Source organism: Mycolicibacterium thermoresistibile (assembly GCF_900187065.1).
GTDB classification, from domain to species: domain Bacteria; phylum Actinomycetota; class Actinomycetes; order Mycobacteriales; family Mycobacteriaceae; genus Mycobacterium; species Mycobacterium thermoresistibile.
On record NZ_LT906483.1, the window covers coordinates 4,737,793 to 4,752,221 of the forward strand.

Below are 14,429 nucleotides of genomic sequence, written 5' to 3' on the forward strand. Positions count from 1 at the left end.
ACCCCCGGCTCCGCGTCACGAGCCCCGGCCTCGAAAGGTCTGTGTATGCCTGCCCGTATCAGGAATGCCCGTGTCACGAAGCTGACCGCGACGTTCGCCGCGGTGCTCACCGTGACCGGTTGTGCCGGATCGGCCGCCACGTCCGCATCCCCCGACACCGCCGACGGCTATCCGGTCCAGCTGGAGAACTGCGGCCGGACCGTGTCGATCCCCGCCCCACCTCAGCGCGCGGTGTCGCTCAATCAGGGGTCGACGGAGATCCTGTTGTCGCTGGGACTGGCCGACCGGATGGTCGGCACCGCGACGTGGACCGACCCGGTCCGGGAGAACCTCGCCGCCGACAACGCCGGCGTCGAACGGCTGGCCGACAACCATCCCTCCCTGGAGCGGGTGCTGCAGACCGAACCGGATCTGGTCACCGCATCGTTCGCCTCCACGCTCGGCCCGGGCGGTGTGACCACCCCGGAGGCGCTGGAGCAGCTCGGCATCCCGTCCTATCTGTCGCCGGCGGACTGCATCAAGAACAACGACACCGACGGTGACGGGTCGCGTGATGCGGCGCTCGAGATGGACACGGTCTACCAGGAGATCACCGACCTGGCCGAGATCTTCGGGGTCCCGGACCGCGGGGCCGCGCTGGTCGAGGAATTGCAGACCCGGATGGCCGCGGCCGCCGACACCGCACCCGGCGCACCGGTGCGGGTGCTGTTCTGGTTCGCCAACTCCGAATCACCGTATCTGGCCGGATGCTGCGGCGCCCCGGGCATCATCGCCCGCACCCTCGGGTTGACCAACGTCTTCGATGACACCAACGCCGAATGGCCGCAGGTCAATTGGGAGACGGTGGCCGACCGCGACCCGGACGTGCTGATCATCGGCGACCTCACCCGCAAGAGTCAGACCGCTGAGAGCGCGGCCGCCAAGATCGAGTTCCTAAAATCCCATCCGGTCACCCGGGAGCTCACTGCCGTCCGGGAGCAGCGCTACATCCCGTTGTCCGGGGCCGCGATGAACCCGTCGATCCGCACCGTCGACGGTGTCGAACAGGTGGCGGCGGCGCTGCGCGAGTTCGGGTTCGGCGGGTGAGCCTTGCCCACCGCGCCTGGCTGCTGGGCGCGTTCGGGCTGGCGGCGCTGCTCGCGTCGATCGCGGTGGCGGTGACGATCGGCCCGTCCACGGTGGGGGCCGGCGAGGTGTGGGCCGTGGTGCGGGCCAGACTCGCCGGACCGCCGTCGGGTCTCACCCGCATCCAGGAAGGCATCGTCTGGGATCTGCGGCTGCCGCGCAGCCTGCTGGCCGCCGCGTGTGGAGCCGGTCTGGCGGTGTGCGGGGTGATCCTGCAGTCGATGCTGCGCAATCCGCTGGCCGATCCGTTCCTGCTCGGCGTCTCCTCGGGGGCGTCCACCGGTGCGGTGTCGATCGTGGTGCTCGGGGTCGGCGCCGGGTCGATCGGGCTGGCCGGCGGCGCGTTCATCGGCGCGGTCGGCGCGTTCGGGTTGGTGCTGCTGCTGACGGTGGCGGCCGGGGGCGGCACCGACCGGGTCATCCTGGCCGGGGTGGCCACCACCCAGCTGTTCTCGGCGCTGACGTCGTTCATCGTGTTCACCGCCGCCGACGCCGAACAGACCCGCGGGGTGCTGTTCTGGCTGCTCGGTTCGCTGGCCAGCGCGTCGTGGCGGGATGTCGCGGTGGTGACCGCGCTGGTCGCGGCGGGCCTGGTGGCCTGCCTGGTGTGGGCGTCGTCGCTGGATTCGTTCACCTTCGGTGAGGACGCCGCCGCCGGCCTCGGGGTGCGGGTCGGCCCGACCCGGCTCGGTCTGCTGCTGGTGACCGCGTCGATGACCGCGGTGATCGTCAGCACCTCCGGGGCGATCGGGTTCGTCGGGCTGGTGTTGCCGCATGTGGCGCGGGCGCTGGTCGGGGTCGCCCACCGTCGGCTGTTGCCGCTCAGCGCGGTCATCGGCGCGGTGTTTCTGGTGTGGGTCGACACCGTGGCGCGGGTGATCATCGACCCGCAGGAACTGCCGGTCGGGGTGGCCACCGCGCTGATCGGGGTGCCGGTGTTCGCGTTGATCCTGCTGCGCCGGAGGCGTGCGGTATGACCGACGTCCGAGACGCGACCGCAACCGCTCAGACGGCGGTGTGCGCCGATCGGGTGTGCTGGACGGTGCGCGGCACGCTCATCGTCGACGGGGTGTCGCTCGACGTCACACCCGGGTCGACGGTCGGCCTGCTGGGCCCCAACGGATCCGGGAAATCCACCCTGCTGCGGATGCTGGCCGGGATCCGCCGGCCCAGCTCCGGGGTGATCCGGCTGCACGATCAGGACGTCACCACCCTGGCCCGCCGGCAGGTGGCCCGCCGGGTGGCCGTCGTGGAACAGGAGTCCGGCACCGACAGCGACCCACGGGTGCGCGACGTTATCGCGCTCGGCCGCATCCCGCACCGCCGGCCGTGGGCCGCGCTGTCCGACCGCGACCTCCGGATCATCGAGCGGGCCGCGGCCGCCACCGACGTGGCGGACCGGCTCGACCAGCACTACGCGACGCTGTCCGGCGGGGAACGCCAGCGGGTGCAACTGTCCCGGGCGTTCGCCCAGGAGCCGGAGGTGCTGCTGCTCGACGAGCCGACCAACCACCTCGATGTCCGCCATCAGCTCGACCTGATGCGGATGGTCCGGGACGCGGAGCTCACCTCGGTCATCGCGATGCACGACCTGAACCTGGCGGCGGCGTTCTGCGATGCGCTGCTGGTGTTGGCCCACGGGAGGGTGGTGGCCGCCGGCCCACCGGCCGGGGTGCTGACCGCCGAGTTGGTCGAACGGGTGTACGGGGTCCGCGCCCGCATCGGGCACGACGACACCGGCCTGTACGTACGGTTCCTGGGCTGACGTTCCCGGTCCGGGCCGGGCACTGGGCCGGCGCCCCGGGCGAGCCGTAGGCTGGCACACGTGCCAGATCTGCATCCGGACGTCGCGCGGCTCGCACCGCTGCTCGGCACCTGGGCAGGTGCCGGCACCGGCGAATATCCCACCATCGAGCCGTTCGGCTACTACGAGGAAGTGACCTTCGACCACGCCGGTAAGCCGTTTCTCACCTACACCCAGCGCACCCGCGCCGCCGACGACGGGCGGCCCCTGCACACCGAGACCGGCTACCTGCGGGTTCCGGCGCCGCACCGCGTCGAGTGGGTGCTGGCCCAGCCGACCGGCGTCACCGAGATCCTGGAGGGCCCGTTGACCGTGACCGACGGGGTCATCGAGATGGAGTTGACGTCCACCACGGTCGGGGTCACCTCGTCGGCCAAATCGGTCACCTCGGTGCGCCGGTCGATCCGCGTCGACGGCGATGAGCTGACCTATTCACTGGACATGGCCGCGGTGGGACATCCGCTGCAGCACCATCTGGCCGCGACGTTGCACCGGAAGACCGCATGACGCGAGACAACACGACCGGCGCCGGCGCCACCCCGGATGGCCGGATCAGGGTCCCGGCCGATCTGGACGCGGTGACCGCGGTCGGCGACGAGGACCACACCGGCATCGATCCCAGTGCGGTGGAACGGATCTGGCAGGCGGTACGGCACTGGTACCGGGCCGGTATGCACCCGGCGATCCAGGTGTGTGTGCGCCACGACGGCCGGGTCGTGCTCAACCGGGCCATCGGGCACGGCTGGGGCAACGCCCCCACCGATCCGCCCGACGCGGAGAAGGTGCCGGTGCGCGTCGACACCCCGTTCTGCGTGTACTCGGCGGCCAAGGCGATCGCCACCACCGTGGTGCACATGCTGGTCGAACGCGGCCACCTCAGCCTCGACGACCGGGTGTGCGACCACCTGCCCGGCTACACCAGCCACGGCAAGGACCGCACCACGATCCGGCATGTGCTGACCCACAGCGCCGGGGTTCCGTTCGCCACCGGCCCGCGGCCGGATCTGCGCCGGATGGACGACAGCGAGTACGCCCGCACGATGCTGGGGAACCTCAAACCGCTGTACCGCCCCGGGCTGGTGCACATCTACCACGGGGTGACATGGGGGCCGCTGATCCGCGAGATCGTCTCGGCCGCCACCGGCCGCAACATCCGCGACATCCTCGCCACCGAAATCCTCGAGCCGCTGGGCTTCCGGTGGACCAACTTCGGTGTCGCGCCGGACGACGTCCCGTTGGTCGCACCCAGCCATCCGACCGGGAAACCGCTGCCCGCGCCGATCGCGGCGGCGTTCCGCACCGCGGTGGGCGGCACCCTGCACCAGATCATCCCGTTCTCCAACACCCCGCAGTTCCTCACCGGGGTGGTGCCGTCGTCGAACACGGTGTCCAATGCGTTCGAGCTGTCCCGGTTCGCCGAACTGCTGCGCCGCGGCGGCGAACTGGACGGGGTGCGGGTGCTGGCGCCGGAGACCCTGCGGGCGGCCACCCGGCAGTGCCGCCGGCTGCGCCCGGATCTGGCCACCGGCGGGCAGCCGCTGCGGTGGGGTCTCGGATACATGTTGGGCTCCAAGCGGTTCGGCCCGTTCGGACGCAACGCCCCGGCCGCGTTCGGGCACACCGGGCTGGTCAACATCGCGATGTGGGCCGACCCGGAGCGCCGGCTCGCGGCGGCCGTGGTCAGCAGCGGCAAGCCGGGGAACCACCGGGAGGCCAACCGGTACCCGGCGGTGCTGGACCGCATCGCCGCGGAATTCCCCCGGGCCTAGAGTCCAGAGCGTGCCCGATCACCCGCAAGACTCCATGCGTCCCGAGCTGGCCGAACTGCTGGGGCGGCGGCGGCTGACCACCGACGCCGCCCGGCCCGAGGCGGTGCAGCGCCGACACGGCGCCGGCGGGCGGACCGCCCGGGAGAACATCGAAGACCTCGTCGACCCGGGGTCGTTCGTCGAGTACGGCCGGTTCGTCGTCGCCGCGCAGCGGCAGCGCCGCGACCTGGCCGACCTGATCGCCCGCACCCCGGCCGACGGGCTGGTCGCCGGCACCGCCCGGATCAACGGACGGCCGGCCGCGGTGCTGTCGTACGACTACACCGTGCTGGCCGGCACCCAGGGCGTGTTCGGGCACTTCAAGAAGGACCGGCTGTTCGACCTGATCGAACGGATGCGGCTGCCGACGGTGTTCTTCGCCGAGGGCGGCGGCGGCCGGCCCGGCGACACCGACCATCCGACGGTGTCGTCGCTACAGGTGCGGGCGTTCAAGCTGTGGGCCGGACTGTCCGGGCTGGTGCCGCGGATCGCGGTGGTCAAGGGCCGCTGCTTTGCCGGGAACGCGGTGATCGCCGGGGCGGCGGATCTGATCGTGGCCACCGCCGACACCTCGATCGGCATGGGTGGTCCGGCGATGATCGCCGGCGGCGGGCTCGGCGATGTGCACCCCGACGAGGTGGGGCCGATCTCGGTGCAGGAACCCAACGGGGTGGTGGACCTCGTGGTCGCCGATGAGACCGAGGCGGTCGCGGCGGCCAGACGGCTGCTCGGCTATTTCCAGGGCAGCACCGCGCCCGGGGAGGTGGCGGACCAGACGGTGCTGCGCACCATGGTTCCCGAGCGGGCGCGGCGGGCCTACGACGTCACCCCGGTCATCGAGACCTTGGCCGACGCCGATTCGGTGACCGTGTTGCGGCCCAGGTTCGCCCGCGAGATGGTGACCGCGTTGGCCCGCATCGACGGCCGCCCGGTCGGGGTGCTGGCCAACGACACCCGTTACATGGCCGGCGCCATCACCGCCGCGGCCTCGGACAAGGCCGCCCGGTTCCTGCAACTGTGCGATGTGTTCGGACTGCCGGTGATCAGCCTGATCGACTGTCCGGGCTATATGGTCGGCCCCGCCGCCGAGGCCGAGGCCCTGGTGCGGCGCGGTTCGCGGCTGCTGGTCGCCGGGGCCGCGCTGCGGGTGCCGCTGATCGCGGTGGTGCTGCGCCGCGGCTACGGGCTGGGCGCCCAGGCGATGGCCGGCGGCGGTCTGCACGAACCGGTGCTCACCGTGGCGTGGCCGGGCGCCCATCTGGGCCCGATGGGCCTGGAGGGAGCCGTCCGGCTCGGGATGCGCAAGGAACTCGAGGCGATCGCCGACGAGGCCGAGCGCGAGGAGCGGGTGCGCCAGGCCACCGCGGCGGCCCAGCGGCACGCCGCCGCGCTCAACGCGGCCATGCACTTCGAGATCGACGACGTCGTCGACCCAGCCGAGACCCGTGGGCTGATCGCGGCCACGCTGGCGGCGGCCACCGCCGCGCCGCGGGACCGCCCGCCGCGCAGGTTCGTCGACACCTGGTGACAAGAGCCTGCCGCCGTCCCGGAGGACGGCGGCAGGACCACGTGGGGGCGGGTCAGCCCGCCATGAACTCGTCGTAGGCCGACGCCAGATCCGGCGGCAGCACCGTGACGTCGCACTGCCGCTGCACGTCACCGATCGGTGCGACGATGTCGCGCAGCTCGTAGTACTCGTTCGGGTTGGCGGTGAAGTAGGCCCGCACGTTGGCCGACGCCTCCGCCCGCGGCTGGCCGGCCGCGGCCGTCAACACCTGATTGGCGCCGGGGTGCCCGGCCAGGTAGTCGCGCGCCGACCCGGTGACCGAGCTGACGGTGTTGGACACCGCGCTCGCGGTGCACTGCTCCGGCGCCGCGGACGCGACCGGCACGGCAACCGCCGCAACCATCGTTCCCCCGAGCAGTGAACCGGCACAGACCGCGGCGAATCGCCGGCGTGTAGAGGTACTGCTGAAATTCATGATCACTTTCCTTCTTGGCACGGAATTGATGTTTTGTCCCCGTCCCGGTTTTCCACGGTAACCGCGCCGAAAACCCGCTCCCGGCGGCTTTCGCGCTCGGTGAACACGCAGGTGAAAGCGTTACGGAGGAGCGGCGTGACGTTCATCTCAATTTGCCGCGACATACCCGGCGGAGCACGACGATTTGCGCTCGAATCGGGCGGATTCTTACATTCCTCGACGCACTCTTAAATGATCGTGATATTCGGTGTGATCGAATTGTTATCTCTGATCGGGTGAAATTCGCCCGATTCTCCGGTGGAGCCGGCAATCGTCGCGGAGCGCCGGCGTCGGCCGACCCGTGCCGGTGGCGGTCGGCCCGGGCTTGTAGCGTCATGAGCCGTGAGCACACCGGCGGCACGGGCGCGGTATCTGCGCGGCGGGTTGGTCGGCGCCTGCTCTGCGTTGCTCACCGGCGCCGCCCACGGCGCCGCGGGCGGCTCCCTGCCGGGCAGTGGCGCGCTGACCCTGCTGCTAGTCGGCTGCGCCACGGTCGGCGCGTTGACCGCGACCCTGACCACCGGCCACCGCGCCGCGCGGGCGGCGGTGCTGGTCGCGGCGCTCGGCGCCGGGCAGTTCATCGGCCACTTCGCGTTGACGCTCACCGCGGGCGGCCACGGACATGGTCTGACCGCGCTGATGGTGGCCGCGCACGCCGCGGCCGCGGTGGCGCTCGGCCTGCTCATCGGGCTGGGCGAATATCTCTACCTGGTGGCCCGCTCGGTGCTGTGCTGGCTGCGGCTGGTGCTGCGCCCTGCCGGGCGGACCCCTGATCGCTCACCGCTGCGGGCGGCCAGACATGTCGCCGCGCAGTCTGTCCTGTGGTGCTCGGGACTGGGGATGCGGGCTCCCCCGCACCGGGGGTACGCCGGCGCCTGACGCCGAAGAGCTCTCCTGAACATCTCCTGACGCCCCGGTTCGTGGCCGGGCGTCTCACTTTGTGACGTCGCCGTCGACCGCCGACGTCTCCCGTCCCCGCCGACCCGGCCCGGCTGCTGCGTCGGCCCGTTCGTTCCGAAAGCACAAATCCCATGACCACCACTGGAGAAGACCGGGTGGACTCCGGCAGCCGCGTCCACCCCGCTACCCGGGCGCACCGTCACCCGGTGTTGGCGCTGCTGCGCCGGCTGCACTTCTACGCCGGCGTGTTCGTCGGCCCGTTCATCCTGATCGCCGCGGTGACCGGGCTGTTGTATGCGCTGATCCCGCAGATCGACGCCGCGGTGCACCGCCATGAACTGACCGTCGACCGGGTCGGCGAGCAGCGGCTGCCGCTGGCCGAGCAGATCGCCGCCGCCCGGGCCGCCCACCCCACGGGCGCGGTGTCGTCGGTCCGTCCACCGGTGACCGCCGAGGAGACCACCCAGGTGACCTTCGCCGTCGACCCGGAAACGTCAGGGGTGCCGGCGGATTACGCCCGCACCGTGTTCGTCGACCCCTACACCGGCGAGGTGCGCGGGACGTTGACCACCTACGGCCAGTGGATGCCGGTGCGGGCCTGGTTCGACGAGCTGCACCGCAACCTGCACCTGGGCGCCGTCGGCCGGCACTACAGCGAGTTGGCCGCCAGCTGGCTGTGGGTGATCGCGCTCGCCGGCCTGGTTCTGTGGGTGCGGCACCGCCGCCGGTCCGGGGGTCTGCGGCGGCTGGCCCTCCCCGACCGGGCCGGCCCCGACGGCAGTCCGAACAGCCGCAACCGGGCGGTGTCCCGGCACGCCGCGGTCGGGGTGTGGCTGCTGGTGGCGCTGCTCGGGTTGTCGGCCACCGGGATCACCTGGTCCCGGTACGGCGGCGCGTCGGTGGATCGGCTGCAGCAGCAGCTCAACTCGAAGGCCCCCGCGGTCGACACGTCGCTGAGCACCCCGGCAACCGGGCAGCACGGCCATGCCGGTCACCACAGCGGGACCGGTTCCGGTGACGAGCTGCTCGCCGGGGTGGACACGGTGCTGCGATCGGCTCAGCAGGCCGGGTTGGCCGGCCCGATGTGGCTGTACCCGCCCGCCGAACCGGGTGAGGCCTGGCGGGCCGCGGAGCGCAAGCGGGACTGGCCGACCCGCAATGACGCGGTGGCGGTCGATCCGGTTTCCGGGGAGATCACCGACCGGGTGGACTTCGCCGACTGGCCGCTGCTGGCCAAGCTGACCCGGTGGACCATCGACGCCCACATGGGAATCCTGTTCGGCGTCGTCAACCAGGTGGTGCTGATCCTCACCGCGGTCGGGCTGATCTACCTGATCGTGCGCGGTTACCGGATGTGGTGGCAGCGCCGGCCGGTCCGCGGAACGGCCTGGGCGGTCGGGCGGCCGCCGCTGCGGGGAGCCCTGCGCGCACTGGGCCCGCTGCCGGCGACGGTTCTGGTGCTGACCGCCGCGCTGGTGGGCTGGTTCCTTCCGCTGTTCGGGTTGAGTCTGCTGGCGTTCGTGGCGGTCGACGCGGCAGTCGCGTGGTACAAGCGCCGACGCACCTGAAGGCCGGGCTGAATACCGCTCCGACGCAGCCGGTCTGGCGGCCCTGCCCGGCGGAATCGCCGGGCAGGGTACCCTGAGCGGTGCAGCTGGTTTGCCGACGCGCCGCGGCGCATCGGCATCGAGTGGCGGATCCCTCCACGGACCGTCATGAGAGGGAACCCGGTGAGAGTCCGGGACTGTCCCGCAGCGGTGTGCAGGAACGACCGCCGTCATCGGCACTGGCCCGCAAGGGCTGGGAAGCGACGGCCAGTAGGAACCGAAGACGAATGCCTGCGAGTCCGAAGACCTGCCGGCTGTGCCGGGCGCGCCGCGTCCGGCGCGCATCGCCTCGTGGACTGGGCTGATGGCTACCGGCTGTCGGTCGGTGGGCGCCCAAAGGCGATGAGCATCCCCCGCACCGAAGGACGCCGAGTGACATCCCAAGCGACATCGCAACCGACATCCCGACCCACACCGCAACCGTTCCGGGCCACCGTACTGGGCACGCCACGCATCGGCCCCAACCGCGAACTCAAACGAGCGGTCGAGGGATACTGGTCCGGCAGGATCGACCGGTCGACGCTGCACGAGGTGGCCGCCGACCTGCGCCGCACCGGCAACGCCCGGCTGGTGGAGGCCGGGCTGGACTCGGTTCCGGTCAACACGTTCTCCTACTACGACCACGTGCTCGACACCGCGGTGATGTTGGGGGCTCTGCCACCGCGGGTCACCGGGAACGCCGAACTGGCCGATGACCTGGACCGCTACTTCGCCGCCGCCCGGGGCACCGACACCGTCGCGCCGCTGGAGATGACCAAGTGGTTCGACACCAACTACCACTACCTCGTCCCCGAGATCGGACCGGACACCACCTTCTCGCTGCATCCGGACAAGGTCCTCGCCGAACTGGAAGAGGCGCTGCAGCAGGGTGTTCCGGCACGTCCGGTGATCCTCGGACCGCTGACGTTCCTGGCGTTGAGCAAGGCCGTCGACGGCGGCCCGGAACCGATCGAACGGCTCGACGAGGTGCTGCCGCTGTATGCCCGGCTGCTGGGCCTGCTGGCCGACGCCGGGGCCGCCTGGGTGCAACTGGACGAACCGATCCTGGTCACCGACAGTCTGGCCGATGCGGCGGAGCTGGCCCACCGGGCCTACATCACCCTGGCCCAAACCCCCACCCGGCCCGGGATTCTCGTGGCGACGTACTTCGGTGAGCTGGGCGGCGTGCTGTCCGCGCTGGCCCGCACCCCGGTTGAGGCGATCGGCATCGACCTGGTCGCCGGCGCCGGTCAGCCGGTCGCCCAGGTTCCCGAACTCGCCGGAAAGCTCGTGGTCGCGGGGGTGGTCGACGGCCGCAACGTGTGGCGCACCGACCTGGAGGCGGCGCTGGGCACCCTGGCGACCCTGCTGGGCAGCACCGCCGCGGTGGCCGTGTCCACCTCGTGTTCCACACTGCATGTCCCGTACTCGCTGGACGCCGAGACGGATCTGGACGATTCGCTGCGCGGTTGGCTGGCGTTCGGTGCGGAGAAGGTGTCCGAAGTGGTCACCCTGGCCACCGCGCTGCGCGACGGCCGCGATGCCGTCGCCGACGCCATCGACGCGGCCAGGGCGGCGTTGGCATCCCGCAAGACCGATCCCCGGCTGCGCAACGAGCAGGTCCGAGCACGGCTGGCGGGCATCGCCGCCAGAGGGCTCCGGCGGGCGCCCGCGGCGGCGCGGCGGGCCGCTCAGCAGGAGCGGCTGCGGCTGCCGTTGTTGCCCACCACGACGATCGGCTCGTTCCCGCAGACCGTGGAGATCCGCAGGACCCGGGCGGCGCTGCGGTCCGGTGCGATCGACGAGGCGGAGTACACGCGGCGGATGCGGGATGAGATCGCCGCGGTCATCCGGCTGCAGGAGGAGCTCGGCCTCGACGTGCTGGTGCACGGTGAGCCGGAACGCAACGACATGGTGCAGTACTTCGCCGAACAGCTCGACGGTTTCGCCGCCACCCGGAACGGCTGGGTGCAGTCGTACGGCACCCGGTGCGTGCGGCCGCCGATCCTCTACGGCGATGTGGCCCGACCGCGGCCGATGACCGTCGACTGGATCACCTACGCGCAGTCGCTGACCGACAAGCCGGTCAAGGGCATGCTCACCGGTCCGGTGACGATTCTGGCGTGGTCGTTCGTGCGGGACGATCAGCCGCCGGCCGACACCGCCAACCAGATCGCGCTGGCCATCCGCGATGAGACGGTGGATCTGCAGGCCGCCGGGATCGCGGTCATCCAGGTCGACGAGCCGGCGCTGCGGGAGCTGCTGCCGCTGCGCGCCAAGGACCGCCACCTCTACCTGGCGTGGGCGGTGTCGGCGTTCCGGCTGGCCACCACCGGGGTCGGTGACACCACCCAGATCCACACCCATCTGTGCTATTCGGAGTTCGGCGAGATCATCGGCGCCATCGCCGATCTGGACGCCGACGTCACCTCGATCGAGGCGGCCCGCTCGCACATGGAGGTGCTCGACGACCTCAACGCCGCCGGTTTCGCCAACAGCGTCGGACCGGGTGTGTACGACATCCACTCGCCGCGGGTGCCGGCCCGTGCGGAGATCGTCTCCTCACTGCGGGAGGCGCTCAAAGCCGTTCCTCCCGAACGACTCTGGGTCAACCCTGACTGCGGGTTGAAGACCCGGCGGACCGAGGAGGTGGTCGCGTCGCTGCGCAACATGGTCGAGGCGGCCGAGGAGGTGCGGGCCGCGTTGTGAGCCCGCGTGCGACGGACCGGGGCCGACGGATGCCGGTCCCGCACCCCGGCGGGTGCGGGACCGGCAGCGTCACCGGGATCGCGCGCTCACCCTCACCGGGTGACGCGGACCCCACCGTCGGGGAGCCGCTCGGCGTGACCGGCCGGCATCGGCTCGGTGCTGCCGTCCGTCTTCACGAACACCCCCGCACTGTCGGGCGGGAGCGATGCGATGTCGAACCCGGGCAACTCGTGCGGAACCTCATCCCGCAACACCACCCGCTCGACCCCCTCGGGCAGTTCGGTGCGCAGCACGGGCCCGGGAGACGGGGCCGGGTCGGGTTCGGCGGAAGCGGCGCCGGCCGCGGCCAGCCCGGCGCAGATCACACCGGCCGTGACCGCGGCCCCACCGACCGCGGCGGCGGCGCGGCGCACCCACGGGTGACCAGGGGCATCTGCAGCATTCATCGGCGTATCTCCTCTCGTGGCGCGGTCCGGACGGTCCGGCCGCAGGGGATAACCAACCACGACGGCTGTTTCGCCGGCGTTTCCTGCCGCTTTTCGTGTGCGGTCACCCCGGCGCCGTCGGCGGCCGGCGCAAACACGAGGGAAACACGTCCGATTGCATCATGGCTGCATGCGGATTCTCGTCGTCGAGGATGAACCCGAACTCGCGGACGCGGTCGCGGACTGGCTGCGCGCGGACAGCCATGCCGTCGACGTCAGCCACGACGGGGACGACGCCCTGGAGCGTCTCGACGTCAACGATTACGACGTCGTGGTGCTCGATCGCAACCTGCCCGGCGTGCACGGCGATGACGTGTGCCGGCGTCTGGTGGCCGACGGTGCCACCGTCCGGGTGATCATGCTCACCGCGGCGGGGGAGATCGCCGATCGGGTGGACGGACTCAGCCTCGGGGCCGATGACTACCTGGTCAAACCGTTCGCCCTGCCCGAACTGGCCGCGCGGGTGCAGGCCCTCGGCCGCCGGACCGGCCCGGCTACGCCGCCGGTGCTGCGCTGCGCGGATATCGTCCTCGATCCGGCCCGTCGCACGGTGTTCCGCGCGGGCCGGTACGTGCCGCTGTCCAACAAGGAGTTCGGCGTGCTCGCCGAACTGATGCGCGCCGACGGTGCGGTGGTCTCCGCCGAGCATCTGCTGGAGAAGGTGTGGGACGAGAACGCCGATCCGTTCACCAGCGCGGTGCGCCTGACGATCCACAAGTTGCGGCGCAAGCTGGGGGACCCCACGGTGGTGCACACCGTCGTCTCGGCCGGGTACCGGGTGGGCTGGTCGTGAGGGGTCGATGGTCCGGTCGGGTGTCTCTGCGCGGTCGCATCACGATCATGAGCGCCGCGGTCTCGTGCGCGGCGGCGGCGCTGCTTCTTGCGATCACCTATGCGCTGGTCGACCTGCAGCTCTCCCGGCGAGGTCCGGTCGTGATGCGGCGGAGTCCGCCGGACACGGCGCCGGCGGAGCCGACCGGTCCGGAAGTGTCCGGGGTGGCGGCCTGGATGGACCGGCACCGCGCCGAATTACAGGAAGCCGCCACCAACTCGTTGTTGCTCTACGGGGCTGTCGCGATGGCGGCGGTGACCGCGCTCGCCGCCGTCGTCGCCTGGCTGGTCGCCGGCCGGGTCCTGTCCCCGCTGCACCGGGTCACCGCCACCGCACGCCGGATATCCCGGGCTCCTGCGTTGAGTTCGGGTCTGCGGGAACGGATTCAGCTCGCCGGGCCCGCTGACGAAGTCAAGGACCTGGCCGACACGTTCGATCAGATGCTCTGCCGGTTGGACCGCGCCTTCGCCGGGCAACGGCGATTCGTGGGTGACGCGTCGCACGAATTGCGGACCCCGGTAGCGGTGAGCCGGGCCATGATCGAGCTCGCGATGCGCCGTAACCCCGGGTCACCCGAGCTGATCCGGCTCGGCACGGATCTGTTGGAGGTCAATGAGCGCCTCGAGCGGCTCATCACCGGACTGCTGGCACTCACCAACGCCGAGAACGGGGTGATCGACGCCCACACCGTCGACCTCGCCGATGTGGCCGGCCATGCCGCGGCACAGCTGGCCGGCACCGCCCGCGCCCGATCGGTCGAGGTCGACACGACGTTGTCGGAGGCCGTCACACGCGGTGACGCGACCCTGCTGGAACGGCTCGCGCACAATCTCATCGAGAACGCCGTGAAGTACAGCGGCGACGACTCGCCACGGGTGGTCGTCACCACCGGATCGTTGTCGGATTCTCAGGTGTTCCTCCGTGTTTCGAACAATGGCGAGCCCATCCGCGACGAGGACCTGCCGACCCTCTTCGAGCCGTTCCGGCGGCTCACCCGCGACACCCGGGCCTCGGGAGCCGGGCTGGGGCTCTCCATCGCCGCGGCGATCGTGCAGGCGCATCAGGGCACGATCGAGGCGACCGCCCGACCCGACGGGGGCCTCACCGTCGAAGTCGTCCTGCCGGCTCCGGCGGCCGCACGACCCTGAGCCGGCCGCGG

General features: G+C 71.4%; 13 protein-coding genes and 1 riboswitch. Of the genes, 11 read left to right on the plus strand and 2 right to left on the minus strand.

The window, feature by feature from the left end:
• The first annotated feature begins 45 nt into the window (after positions 1–45).
• The 6 genes from CKW28_RS22555 to CKW28_RS22580 are packed head-to-tail and all read left to right on the plus strand — an operon-like array spanning position 46 to position 6,265.
• Positions 46–1,086 carry an ABC transporter substrate-binding protein gene (locus tag CKW28_RS22555; RefSeq protein ID WP_003924220.1) on the plus strand — a complete coding sequence of 347 codons (1,041 nt, stop codon included), beginning with the start codon at positions 46–48 and terminating at the stop codon, positions 1,084–1,086.
• The gene (locus CKW28_RS22560; protein ID WP_003924219.1) at positions 1,083–2,102 is read left to right on the plus strand and encodes a FecCD family ABC transporter permease; all 1,020 of its coding nucleotides are present in this window, start codon (positions 1,083–1,085) and stop codon (positions 2,100–2,102) included. Before CKW28_RS22555 ends, CKW28_RS22560 begins: the two co-directional genes overlap by 4 nt.
• Positions 2,099–2,890 (plus strand): ABC transporter ATP-binding protein, encoded by a 792-nt coding sequence (locus CKW28_RS22565; protein WP_050811887.1) that lies wholly within the window; start codon positions 2,099–2,101, stop codon positions 2,888–2,890. Before CKW28_RS22560 ends, CKW28_RS22565 begins: the two co-directional genes overlap by 4 nt.
• Before the next feature lie 60 nt (positions 2,891–2,950).
• Complete coding sequence (locus CKW28_RS22570; protein ID WP_003924217.1) at positions 2,951–3,436, plus strand: peroxynitrite isomerase; 486 nt, start codon at positions 2,951–2,953, stop codon at positions 3,434–3,436.
• On the plus strand, positions 3,433–4,698 hold the full coding sequence (lipE, locus tag CKW28_RS22575; RefSeq protein ID WP_003924216.1) for a lipase LipE: 1,266 nt from the start codon (positions 3,433–3,435) through the stop codon (positions 4,696–4,698). Before CKW28_RS22570 ends, lipE begins: the two co-directional genes overlap by 4 nt.
• A gap of 34 nt (positions 4,699–4,732) precedes the next feature.
• On the plus strand, positions 4,733–6,265 hold the full coding sequence (locus CKW28_RS22580) for an acyl-CoA carboxylase subunit beta (RefSeq protein ID WP_003924215.1): 1,533 nt from the start codon (positions 4,733–4,735) through the stop codon (positions 6,263–6,265).
• Between the two features lie 52 nt (positions 6,266–6,317).
• Here CKW28_RS22580 and CKW28_RS22585 read toward each other — a convergent pair whose 3' ends face one another.
• Complete coding sequence (locus tag CKW28_RS22585; RefSeq protein WP_040546169.1) at positions 6,318–6,719, minus strand: heme-binding protein; 402 nt, start codon at positions 6,717–6,719, stop codon at positions 6,318–6,320.
• Between the two features lie 381 nt (positions 6,720–7,100).
• On the opposite strand from CKW28_RS22585, the gene CKW28_RS22590 reads away from it, so the two are divergent.
• The 3 genes from CKW28_RS22590 to metE all read left to right on the plus strand — a co-directional run bounded on the left by CKW28_RS22590 (position 7,101) and on the right by metE (position 11,953).
• A complete protein-coding gene (locus tag CKW28_RS22590; RefSeq protein ID WP_003924213.1) occupies positions 7,101–7,637 on the plus strand; it encodes a hypothetical protein in 537 nt (178 codons plus the stop codon).
• A 152-nt stretch (positions 7,638–7,789) separates the two neighbouring features.
• Positions 7,790–9,226 carry a PepSY-associated TM helix domain-containing protein gene (locus CKW28_RS22595; RefSeq protein ID WP_003924212.1) on the plus strand — a complete coding sequence of 479 codons (1,437 nt, stop codon included), beginning with the start codon at positions 7,790–7,792 and terminating at the stop codon, positions 9,224–9,226.
• Positions 9,227–9,348: 122 nt separating this feature from the next.
• A riboswitch (cobalamin riboswitch) is annotated at positions 9,349–9,516 on the plus strand.
• 91 nt (positions 9,517–9,607) lie between these two features.
• Positions 9,608–11,953, plus strand: a complete 2,346-nt coding sequence (gene metE, locus CKW28_RS22600; protein WP_081475425.1) for a 5-methyltetrahydropteroyltriglutamate--homocysteine S-methyltransferase — start codon at positions 9,608–9,610, stop codon at positions 11,951–11,953.
• 92 nt (positions 11,954–12,045) lie between these two features.
• Here the strand turns inward: metE and CKW28_RS22605 are convergent, their stop codons facing one another.
• Positions 12,046–12,399, minus strand: coding sequence for a hypothetical protein (locus CKW28_RS22605; protein ID WP_131588010.1), 354 nt, complete (start codon positions 12,397–12,399; stop codon positions 12,046–12,048).
• Positions 12,400–12,568: 169 nt separating this feature from the next.
• Here CKW28_RS22605 and CKW28_RS22610 point away from each other — a divergent pair, with 169 nt between their 5' ends.
• Together CKW28_RS22610 and CKW28_RS22615 are read left to right on the plus strand one after the other, a co-directional pair.
• A complete protein-coding gene (locus tag CKW28_RS22610) occupies positions 12,569–13,231 on the plus strand; it encodes a response regulator transcription factor (protein ID WP_003924208.1) in 663 nt (220 codons plus the stop codon).
• 47 nt (positions 13,232–13,278) lie between these two features.
• Entirely contained in the window at positions 13,279–14,418 is a 1,140-nt protein-coding gene (locus tag CKW28_RS22615) for a sensor histidine kinase (protein ID WP_050811891.1), read from the plus strand.
• The last annotated feature ends 11 nt before the right edge of the window (positions 14,419–14,429 follow it).

What these genes read in the sequence shown, in the direction of transcription:
- CKW28_RS22585 (WP_040546169.1), bottom strand. Translation starts at nt 6,719, where the DNA reads ATGAATTTCAGCAGTACCTCTACACGCCGGCGATTCGCCGCGGTCTGT.
- metE (WP_081475425.1), top strand. Translation starts at nt 9,608, where the DNA reads ATGAGCATCCCCCGCACCGAAGGACGCCGAGTGACATCCCAAGCGACA.
- CKW28_RS22580 (WP_003924215.1), top strand. Translation starts at nt 4,733, where the DNA reads ATGCGTCCCGAGCTGGCCGAACTGCTGGGGCGGCGGCGGCTGACCACC.
- CKW28_RS22610 (WP_003924208.1), top strand. Translation starts at nt 12,569, where the DNA reads ATGCGGATTCTCGTCGTCGAGGATGAACCCGAACTCGCGGACGCGGTC.
- CKW28_RS22615 (WP_050811891.1), top strand. Translation starts at nt 13,279, where the DNA reads ATGAGCGCCGCGGTCTCGTGCGCGGCGGCGGCGCTGCTTCTTGCGATC.
- CKW28_RS22605 (WP_131588010.1), bottom strand. Translation starts at nt 12,399, where the DNA reads ATGAATGCTGCAGATGCCCCTGGTCACCCGTGGGTGCGCCGCGCCGCC.
- CKW28_RS22565 (WP_050811887.1), top strand. Translation starts at nt 2,099, where the DNA reads ATGACCGACGTCCGAGACGCGACCGCAACCGCTCAGACGGCGGTGTGC.
- CKW28_RS22555 (WP_003924220.1), top strand. Translation starts at nt 46, where the DNA reads ATGCCTGCCCGTATCAGGAATGCCCGTGTCACGAAGCTGACCGCGACG.
- lipE (WP_003924216.1), top strand. Translation starts at nt 3,433, where the DNA reads ATGACGCGAGACAACACGACCGGCGCCGGCGCCACCCCGGATGGCCGG.
- CKW28_RS22595 (WP_003924212.1), top strand. Translation starts at nt 7,790, where the DNA reads ATGACCACCACTGGAGAAGACCGGGTGGACTCCGGCAGCCGCGTCCAC.